The 9,309-nt window shown below is 31.1% G+C and carries 8 protein-coding genes and 1 tRNA gene; 5 read left to right on the plus strand and 4 right to left on the minus strand.

Annotated features, from left to right (window positions below; all coding sequences use genetic code 11):
* A partial coding sequence (locus AACZ53_RS11985) for a DUF2723 domain-containing protein (protein WP_339838747.1) occupies nt 1–282 on the minus strand: 282 nt, incomplete at its 3' end.
* 151 nt (nt 283–433) lie between these two features.
* Here AACZ53_RS11985 and AACZ53_RS11990 point away from each other — a divergent pair.
* Nucleotides 434–504: transfer RNA gene (locus AACZ53_RS11990), tRNA-Gln, on the plus strand.
* A 49-nt stretch (nt 505–553) separates the two neighbouring features.
* Here the strand turns inward: AACZ53_RS11990 and AACZ53_RS11995 are convergent.
* Entirely contained in the window at nt 554–1,378 is an 825-nt protein-coding gene (locus AACZ53_RS11995; protein WP_339838749.1) for a universal stress protein, read from the minus strand.
* Nucleotides 1,379–1,540: 162 nt separating this feature from the next.
* Between AACZ53_RS11995 and rimP the strand changes: the two genes are divergently transcribed.
* The 3 genes from rimP (at nt 1,541) to infB (ending at nt 6,196) form a co-directional block, all read left to right on the plus strand.
* Nucleotides 1,541–2,008: a ribosome assembly cofactor RimP gene (gene rimP / locus AACZ53_RS12000; protein ID WP_339838752.1), complete on the plus strand. Its 468-nt coding sequence runs from the start codon at nt 1,541–1,543 to the stop codon at nt 2,006–2,008.
* 15 nt (nt 2,009–2,023) lie between these two features.
* A complete protein-coding gene (nusA, locus tag AACZ53_RS12005; protein WP_339838755.1) occupies nt 2,024–3,265 on the plus strand; it encodes a transcription termination factor NusA in 1,242 nt (413 codons plus the stop codon).
* A gap of 87 nt (nt 3,266–3,352) precedes the next feature.
* Nucleotides 3,353–6,196, plus strand: coding sequence for a translation initiation factor IF-2 (infB, locus tag AACZ53_RS12010; RefSeq protein ID WP_339838758.1), 2,844 nt, complete (start codon nt 3,353–3,355; stop codon nt 6,194–6,196).
* A gap of 102 nt (nt 6,197–6,298) precedes the next feature.
* On the opposite strand, the gene AACZ53_RS12015 is transcribed toward infB, so the two are convergent.
* On the minus strand, nt 6,299–8,497 hold the full coding sequence (locus tag AACZ53_RS12015; RefSeq protein WP_339838760.1) for a TonB-dependent receptor: 2,199 nt from the start codon (nt 8,495–8,497) through the stop codon (nt 6,299–6,301).
* Between the two features lie 2 nt (nt 8,498–8,499).
* Entirely contained in the window at nt 8,500–8,877 is a 378-nt protein-coding gene (locus AACZ53_RS12020; protein WP_339838762.1) for an SPOR domain-containing protein, read from the minus strand.
* Between the two features lie 216 nt (nt 8,878–9,093).
* Here AACZ53_RS12020 and AACZ53_RS12025 point away from each other — a divergent pair.
* Nucleotides 9,094–9,309, plus strand: a 216-nt coding sequence (locus AACZ53_RS12025; RefSeq protein ID WP_339838765.1) for a c-type cytochrome, incomplete at its 3' end; no start/stop codon positions are given.

Here is a 9,309-nt window from a genome sequence, read left to right on the forward strand (position 1 = left end):
AAATAAAATAGTAAATGCACTCGAAAAAACGGACAGCATATTAACCATTAACGCTATTTTATCTGCACTTGTCGCAAACATTGCAAAGAAAGAACCTAGCATTTGAAATAGTGGTGCTCCAGGAGGATGGCCAATTTCTAGTTTGGCTGCTGTCGAAATGTATTCACCACAATCCCAGAAGCTTAAAGTAGGTTCAACAGTTAAACTATAAGTTACTAAAGCTACTGCAAAAGCAAACCAACCTAGAATATTATTCCATTTATTAAAGTTAAATGATGTCATAAGTAAATTTAAATGAGATTATTTTATCTATTTTACAAAGAAACTATTTTTTTATTATAAGTAACGCTGAAATTAATTTTTTAATATTTTTTTTAGAAAAATTTGTAATAAATAAAATATGTATTACATTTGCACTCGCAATAGCAGACCATGTCCCATGGTGTAATGGTAACACAGCGGTTTTTGGTACCGTCGTTCAAGGTTCGAGTCCTTGTGGGACAACAAAAAAGCCCCGAATATATCGGGGCTTTTTTTATGCTTATACTTTTTATTATATTTTAAAAGTAATAACGGCTCTTTTTGCGTGATTGACTAAGTCTTCACTAATGCTTCCGTTGAAGAAATGTGCAATCCCTTTTCTCCCATGTGTACTCATTCCGATTAGGTCAGCTTTAATGCTTTTTGCAAAATGTAAAATTCCTTTCTCTACATTTACATCATTATAAATATGTGTTGAATAGTTGTTGATTTTGAAACCTGATGTAAAATTATCCATTATTTCCTGAGCAACATGTGTTGATTTGAAACTATTGGGAGTATTTATCACTACTAAATGTAAATGAGAATTGAAATTATTAGCAAATTCAACAACTTTTTTGAAAGGTTCTTTAATTTCATCTGAGAAGTCAGAAGCAAAAACAAAATTGTCAGCATTAAAATTATCGTCGTCTTTCTTGATTACTAAAACAGGAATATCTGAATTTCTAACTACTTTTTCGGTATTAGAACCTATAAACATCTCTTGAAAACCGCTTGCGCCATGAGACCCCATGACTATTAAATCTGCAGTATGTGCTTTTCCACTTTTAAGAATACCATCAAAAGCCATTTCAAATTGAATAACTTTAGAAATATTAATGCCTTTTAAAAAATCAGCATTCATAATTTCTTCTAATTTGTTTAAAGCTGCATTTTTAAACAGCATTAATTCAGGTATGTCATGTGAGCTTGAAACAGCGTCATTACCAGAAGTTGGTAGCTCTAGCATATGAATTAATAGTATTTCTCCATTATTTTTTTTAGCAATCTGTGCTGCAACTTTTAATGCATATTCTGCGCTTTTAGAAAAATCTGTAGGTACTAAAATTTTTTTCATTGTGTATGTATTATATCTAATTTTTTATTTACATAAAGGTATGAAAATTAATTATATAAATCAAAGGTTTTATTTATTTAAAAAATTATGTATATTTGCACCGTTATTTGTATGACAATTTAGATAATGAGGGAAGCAATGCTTCCCTCTTTTTATAAAATTATGAGTTTTAAAGAAACAGTAAAAGTCCTTCTAGACGAGGCTTTATCGCATAAACCATCAATGTTTTTAATTGATTTAGTTGTTACGGAAGACAACAAAATTGCGATAACTTTAGATGATGATAATGGTGTAAACCTTCAAGATTGCATCGGCATTAGTCGTGCAATTGAGCATGAATTAGATAAAGATGAGCTTGAATATTCAATAGATGTTGCTTCAGCTGGAGTTTCTACACCATTGAATTTTATAAGACAATACAAAAAAAATGTAAGTAGAAACTTAAGAGTAACTACAAATGAACTAGAGAAAATTGAAGCCACTCTTGTAGCAGCTGATGATGATAAAATTACTCTAGAATGGCAGTCAAGAGAGCCAAAGAAAATTGGCAAAGGAAAAGAAACAGTTAGGAATAAAAAAGAAATTGCTTACGCAGAAATAAAAGAAGCAATTGTATTAATATCATTTTAATTATTTAGAATCAACATGGAGAATATTGCATTAATCGATTCGTTTTCAGAATTTAAAGACGACAAACTCATAGATAGAGTAACGTTAATGGCTATTTTAGAAGATGTTTTTAGAAACGCATTAAAGAAAAAATACGGATCAGATGACAACTTTGATATAATCATAAACCCTGATAAAGGAGATATGGAGATATGGAGAAATAGAGTTGTTGTTGCTGATGGAGAAGTGGAAGATGAAAATTCTGAAATATCATTATCTGAAGCAAGAAGAATCGAGCCAGATTTTGAAGTTGGAGAGGATGTTTCTGAAGAAGTAAAATTAATTCAATTAGGTAGAAGAGCTATTTTAGCTTTACGTCAGAACCTAATTTCAAAAATACATGAACACGATAATACAAATCTTTACAAACAATTTAAAGATTTAATAGGGGATATTTACACGGCTGAAGTGCATCACGTACGTCCAAAAGTTGTAATTTTGATGGATGATGAGGGGAATGAAATTGTTCTTCCAAAAGAAAAACAAATTCCAAGTGATTATTTCAAAAAAGGTGATAACGTAAGAGGTATTATAGAAAGCGTTGAACTGAAAGGTAATAAACCTCAAATTGTTATGTCTAGAACAGCACCATTGTTTTTGGAAAAATTATTTGAACAAGAAATTCCAGAAGTTTTCGACGGATTAATTTCTGTTAAAAATGTAGTCCGTATTCCTGGAGAAAAAGCTAAAGTTGCTGTAGATTCTTATGATGATAGAATTGATCCAGTTGGAGCTTGTGTTGGAATGAAAGGTTCTAGAATTCACGGAATCGTTAGAGAATTAGGTAACGAAAATATTGATGTAATCAATTACACAACGAATACGCAATTATATATCACAAGAGCATTAAGTCCTGCAAAAGTTTCTTCAATTAAAATTAATGAAGAAAAGAAAACTGCGGAAGTGTTCTTAAAAGTAGAAGAAGTTTCTAAAGCAATTGGTCGTGGTGGACACAACATTAGATTGGCAGGGCAACTTACTGGGTATGAATTAGACGTTATTAGAGAAGGTTTAACAGAGGAAGAAGATGATGTTGAGTTAAGAGAATTCTCTGATGAAATAGAAGAATGGGTAATACAAGAATTTGAAAAAATAGGTTTAGACACTGCTAAGAGTATTCTTGATCAAGATGTTGCGGATTTAGTTCGTAGAACAGATCTTGAAGAAGAAACGGTTTTAGAAGTTGTTAGAGTCTTAAAAGAAGAGTTTGATAGATAGTTTTAACTACTATTATGTCTAACAAAAAAAGATTAAAAAAGATTATATTTACAAAAATATAGTTCAGAAGAAACACTAAATTAATTTATGTCTGAAGAAAGAGCAATACGAATAAACAAAGTTTTAAGAGAATTAAATATTTCCTTAGAGAGAGCAGTGGACTACTTAAAAGAAAAAGATCATTCAATTGATTCAAGTCCTAATGCAAAAATTTCTCAAGCTGAATATGATATTTTATGTGGTCAATTTTCTGCTGACAAAGGAAAAAAAGTTGCCTCTCTTGAAGTTGGTGAAGAAAAGCGTAAAGAAAAAGAAGCACTTAAAAGAGAACTCGAAAAAGAACTTGAAGTAAAAAGATTGCAAGAAGAGAAGCAAAAGCTTGAAGTAATTAAAGCAAAAGCTGAACTTTCTGGTCCAAAAACTGTTGGTAAAATAGATTTGGATTCAAAAAAATCAGGCAAGCCTCAAGAAAAAGTAGTTGAGTCAACAGCAGAAACTCCAAAAGTGGGTGCGCCAAAAGTTGATGCTCCAAAGGTTGAAGCTCCAAAAGCTGAAACTCCTAAAGCTGAAACTCCAAAAGTTGAAATCAATACGGTTTTAGAAAAACCTAAAGTTGAGAAAAAGACTCCTAAAGTTGAAAAGGCTACTGAATCTTCTAAAAAAGAAGAAAAAGTACCTGTAGTTGAGACGTCAGTTGAACCTGAAGAAGAAAAAGTTGAAACTCAATATACTAAATTAGCAGGTGCTACTTTTACAGGAAAAACAATTGATTTGTCTCAATTCAATAAACCTAAAAAGAAAGACCCTAAAAAAGAAGTTAAAAAAGCAGGTGATGTAAAAGCAGCGGGAACAGGATCACCTGGAGCTAATAACAACGCCAACAAAAATAAACGTCGTAGAATTGCTAAACCAGGAACTCCTGTAGTTCCAGGTGTCAATAATACAGGTGGAAAGAAAGAATTTGTTAGAGGTGGGTTTAATAAAGGGGGTAAAAAACCAGTTATTCAAAAAACAGAGCCTACAGAAGAAGACGTTAAAAACCAAATCAAAGAAACTCTAGAAAGACTTCAAGGTAGAGGTAAAGGTGGAAAATCTAAAGCTGCCAAATACAGAAGAGATAAAAGAGATTCTCACCGTCAACGTTCAGAAGATGAACAACAAGCATTAGACGAAGGAAGTAAAACAATTAAAGTTACAGAATTTGTTACCGTAGGTGAAGTTGCAACAATGATGGATGTGCCAGTTACAAAGGTAATCGGTACTTGTATGACACTTGGTATCATGGTAACTCAAAACCAGCGTTTAGATGCTGAGACATTAACAATTGTTGCAGACGAATTTGGTTACGAAGTAGAATTTATTACTTCAGAAATTGAAGAAAATTTAGAAGTAGTACAAGATAAACCAGAAGATTTACAACCACGTTCTCCAATTGTTACTGTAATGGGACACGTTGATCATGGTAAAACATCTTTACTGGATTATATTCGTTCAGCAAATGTAATAGCTGGTGAATCAGGTGGAATTACACAACATATTGGGGCATATGGAGTAACTTTAGAAGGTGGTCAAAAAATCGCTTTCTTAGATACACCAGGTCACGAAGCCTTTACTGCAATGCGTGCTCGTGGTGCTCAAATAACAGATATTGCAATCATTGTAATTGCTGCCGATGATGATATTATGCCTCAAACAAAAGAAGCAATTAGTCACGCTCAAGCAGCTGGAGTTCCAATGATATTTGCTATCAATAAGGTAGATAAAGAAACTGCAAATCCAGAAAAAATAAAAGAAAAGTTAGCAGCTATGAATTTATTAGTAGAAGATTGGGGTGGAAAATACCAATCTCAAGATATCTCTGCTAAAAAAGGAACAGGTATAAAAGAACTTTTAGAAAAAGTTTTATTAGAAGCTGAAATATTAGAATTAACAGCAAACCCAGATAAAGCAGCTATTGGAACTGTTGTGGAAGCACAATTAGATAAAGGTAGAGGTTATGTTTCAACTATTTTAGTACAAGCAGGTACATTACGTGTTGGAGATTATATGTTGGCAGGTAAAAATCATGGTAAGATTAAAGCTATGCATGATGAAAGAGGTAATGTAATTACTGAAGCTGGTCCATCAACTCCTGTATCTATTTTAGGATTAGACGGTGCGCCAACAGCAGGTGACAAATTCAATGTGTATGAAGACGAAAGAGAAGCAAAACAAATTGCCGCAAAACGTACTCAATTGCAAAGAGAACAATCTGTTCGAACGCAAAAGCACATTACTCTTGCCGAAATTGGTCGTCGTATCGCTTTAGGTCAATTTAAAGAATTAAATATTATCCTTAAAGGTGATGTGGATGGATCTGTAGAAGCACTTTCTGATTCATTCTCTAAATTATCTACAGAAGAAATTCAAGTAAATATTATACATAAAGGTGTTGGAGCAATTACTGAATCTGACGTATTGTTGGCTTCTGCTTCTGACGCAATTATAATCGGATTTAATGTTCGCCCACAAGGAAATGCTAAGCAATTAGCAGAAAAAGAAGAAATTGATATTCGTAACTACTCAATCATTTATGATGCAATTGATGATTTACGTGATGCAATGGAAGGAATGCTTTCTCCGGAATTAAAAGAAGAAATCACTGGTACTGCAGAAATTAGAGAAATCTTTAAAGTCTCTAAAATTGGATCAATTGCAGGTTGTATGGTTACTGATGGAAAAATATTTAGAAATTCTAAAATTCGTATAATTAGAGATGGTGTTGTGGTATATACTGGTGAATTGTTAACTTTAAAACGTTTTAAAGATGACGTTAAAGATGTGTCAAAAGGATACGATTGTGGTATGCAAATCAAAAACTATAACGACATTGAAGAACTAGATATCATCGAAGCTTTCCAAGAAGTGGAAGTGAAGAAAAAGTTGAAATAATAAAACATCATATAATAAATAAAAAATCCCAAGTTTAAAGCTTGGGATTTTTTTTGTGATATTAATTAAAACTAAATTAATGTCGCACTTTTTAACTAGTTCTTAGAATTCATACTTTAAACCGCCATAAATATTTCTTCCAGGAGCATTTATTCCTGAAGCAAAAACCCTATACTGCGTATCTAAAATGTTTTCAATACCTACAAATAAAGTTGCTTTTGGAATGATTGTAAAGGCTGTTTTTAGGTTATAAGTTTCCCAAGCTGGCATTCCTCCATTTGGTGCATATTGTTCATTGTCTTCACCATTTAGGAAATAATCATTTATTGGTTTTTTGCCATTATATAACATGTAAGCTTCAATCGTTCCCCAATTTTTTTCATAATTCAAACCAATTTTACCATAATAAGGAGGGATATGATCAAGCGGCATTTTTTCTTCTTCACTAGTAATTCTTCCTAATGTGTAATTAAAATTAGCTACGTATTGTAAACTAGAAACTAGATAGCCTTTTATGTTAGTTGAGAAACCAGTTACATAAGCTCTACCTTTGTTTTGATTTGCTAAAACTTGACTTTGACTTCCATTATAAGTTATAGTTGATTGTCCATTGTATAAATAATTGTCTGTAATAATGGCATCTATAAATCGAGTAAAATAATATGTATTTTCCATTTGAAAACGTTTGTTATCCGTCTTAATTACCAATCCTAAATCAGTTGTTATTGTTTTTTCAGGCTTCAAATCTGCATTCGGAACAATTATAAATCCACCACCAGATTCAAAAATTTTAGCTAAATCATCTATATTTGGCACTCTAAACCCTGTACTAATATTCATTTTTAAATCAATGTTCTTAGAAGGTTTATGAACTAAACCTACAGTTCCGCTATAAGTAAAGTTTTTTTGATTAATATCACTAAAAGGAAGTTGAAAAAATGTATCATCATGAATTGTACTGTTTAAAATAGTATGTCCTGCTCTAGCGCCAATATTGAAATTTGTTTTTTTTGAAAAAACTGTATTATAAGAAATATAAAGATCATTTCTTAATATGTTGTTGTTTCCGTTTGGATAACGTGCGTCAATTGGTTTAATTTCTCCAGTATTAATGTTGTTTGAAAATGCCGAAGAATTCAAATCTTCCAAATAACTTTCAATACCATAAAATAAATCACCAGATAAAAATTCTTTATGTAAATCAATACTTACAGAATACATGTTAACTTTCTCCATTCTATTTTGCAAGTTGTAATTTCCAAATTTTCTATTATGACGACTTTCTTCAATATTTTGATAAGCTAAATCTACTTTTAAATCACTATTAAAAAAAACTTTTTCTTTTGTTAAGCTATAAATAGCTAGAAGCCTTTTTTGTGGTCCATAATACCATTCTGCATTTTTCAAACCAGATGATGAAGCATCAGTTAGTCTATCATATCTTTGTATATCTGTACTGTTTGAGAATTGAAAATTTAGACCATGTTCAAATTCTTTTTGGCTTTTAAAAGCAATTTTTTGCATAAAATTATATTGCTTAAAACCGGATTTTTTTTGCATAAATTTATCTGAATTTTCAGTCAAAACATCATTTCCACCTATGTTTTCAATATAAAAAGGTCTTTCTCCAAAGTAATCTCCATTGTGATTCTTTCTTTTTCCCATTTTTAAGTCACCAAAATCATTATAAGAGAAAGAAGTTAACGAAGCCCAATTTATTTTAGCATAATTAAAATCAAAATGACCTGATTTTTCTTCATTTACAGAAGAATATCTTGTTGAAATATTACCACTTATTTTTCCAATTTTTTTTGATGAAAATTTCGCTTTTTTGGTAGTCATGTTAATAGTTCCTCCAAGAGCATCACTTCCAAAAAGAGTAGATGTTGGTCCGTAGAAAACAGCAACATTTTCAAGAAGATTTTCATCAACAGAAATTACATTTTGTAAATGGCCAGACCTATATATAAGATTATTCATTCTAATGCCATCTACTAGCAATAAAACTCTACTGGCCTCAAAACCTCTTATAGTTGGGCTTCCTCCACCTTGCTGTGATTTTTGAACGACTAGAGTTCCTGAATTTGAAAGTAAATCAGCTGTGTTTTGAAAATTTTGAAATTCAATTTGCTTTAAACGGATTGTCTCTACTTGAATAGGTAATGATTGTTTTTTCTTAGGAAGTCTAACGGTTGAAAGCACTACTTCTTCAAGATGATTTATATTAGTAGTGTCTTTTGTGTTTTGTGCAAATGTATAGGCCGCGTGTAATAGTATACATAAAAGAAAAGCTCTTTTCATTTTTATTTATTTGGTTTTATCAATAAAGCCAAAGGATATTTCTTTTTAATTTCAAGTAAAGCATTTTCTGCTTCAATTCTTGTTTTGAAACTACCAACCCAAACCTTAAATGTTGGATTATTATAGATTATTGTGCCATCTATTTCTTTATAATTGCTTTTAAATTCATTTAATGCTTTCAAAGCATCATCTTTTTTGCCATTAATAATCTGAATTTTGTACAAGTCATTTATGGTTATTCCTGTATTAATTTTTCTTTTTTCTTTTAATAAAGCCTCGATTTTTGGATCTTGTTCTATGGTTTGAGAAAAAGTTTTATTTGATATAAAGCTGAATATCAGCGCTAAAATAAGTAATTTGTAAGTCGTTAATTTCTTCATAATAAATAATGTTTAATGCAAATTTACACTTAAAATGTATTTGTTAAGACTAATGTTTTATTTAGAACAAGTATAAATTGCATTTTAAGGTAAAATTAAGGTTTTGATAATAATTCAATTATTGTATTTTTGTCGGAGTTTTAAAAAGGATGTGAGTTTTATTAAACACATTTATAGCTAAAACTATACCAATTATAGTCGATAATCATTTTAAATATGAAAAAGGTGGGTAACCATAAATCGTTTTCTAGGATTTTCTTCAGTTTAGCTTTAACGCTATCTTTATCATTAGTTTCTTATTCTCAAGATGCAGCTATGGCTGATGCACCTGTTGCTGAAGTAACAACTGCTACTGGTGGTGATGCTGCAAAAGGAAAAGAATTGTTTAATGCAAATTGTGCAGCTTGTCATAAGTTGGATGCTAAATCTACG

The organism is uncultured Flavobacterium sp. (assembly GCF_963975005.1).
GTDB lineage: Bacteria > Bacteroidota > Bacteroidia > Flavobacteriales > Flavobacteriaceae > Flavobacterium.

Coding starts and splice junctions, on each gene's coding strand:
- AACZ53_RS11995 (WP_339838749.1), bottom strand. CDS start 1,378: ATGAAAAAAATTTTAGTACCTACAGATTTTTCTAAAAGCGCAGAATAT.
- rimP (WP_339838752.1), top strand. CDS start 1,541: ATGAGTTTTAAAGAAACAGTAAAAGTCCTTCTAGACGAGGCTTTATCG.
- nusA (WP_339838755.1), top strand. CDS start 2,024: ATGGAGAATATTGCATTAATCGATTCGTTTTCAGAATTTAAAGACGAC.
- infB (WP_339838758.1), top strand. CDS start 3,353: ATGTCTGAAGAAAGAGCAATACGAATAAACAAAGTTTTAAGAGAATTA.
- AACZ53_RS12015 (WP_339838760.1), bottom strand. CDS start 8,497: ATGAAAAGAGCTTTTCTTTTATGTATACTATTACACGCGGCCTATACA.
- AACZ53_RS12020 (WP_339838762.1), bottom strand. CDS start 8,877: ATGAAGAAATTAACGACTTACAAATTACTTATTTTAGCGCTGATATTC.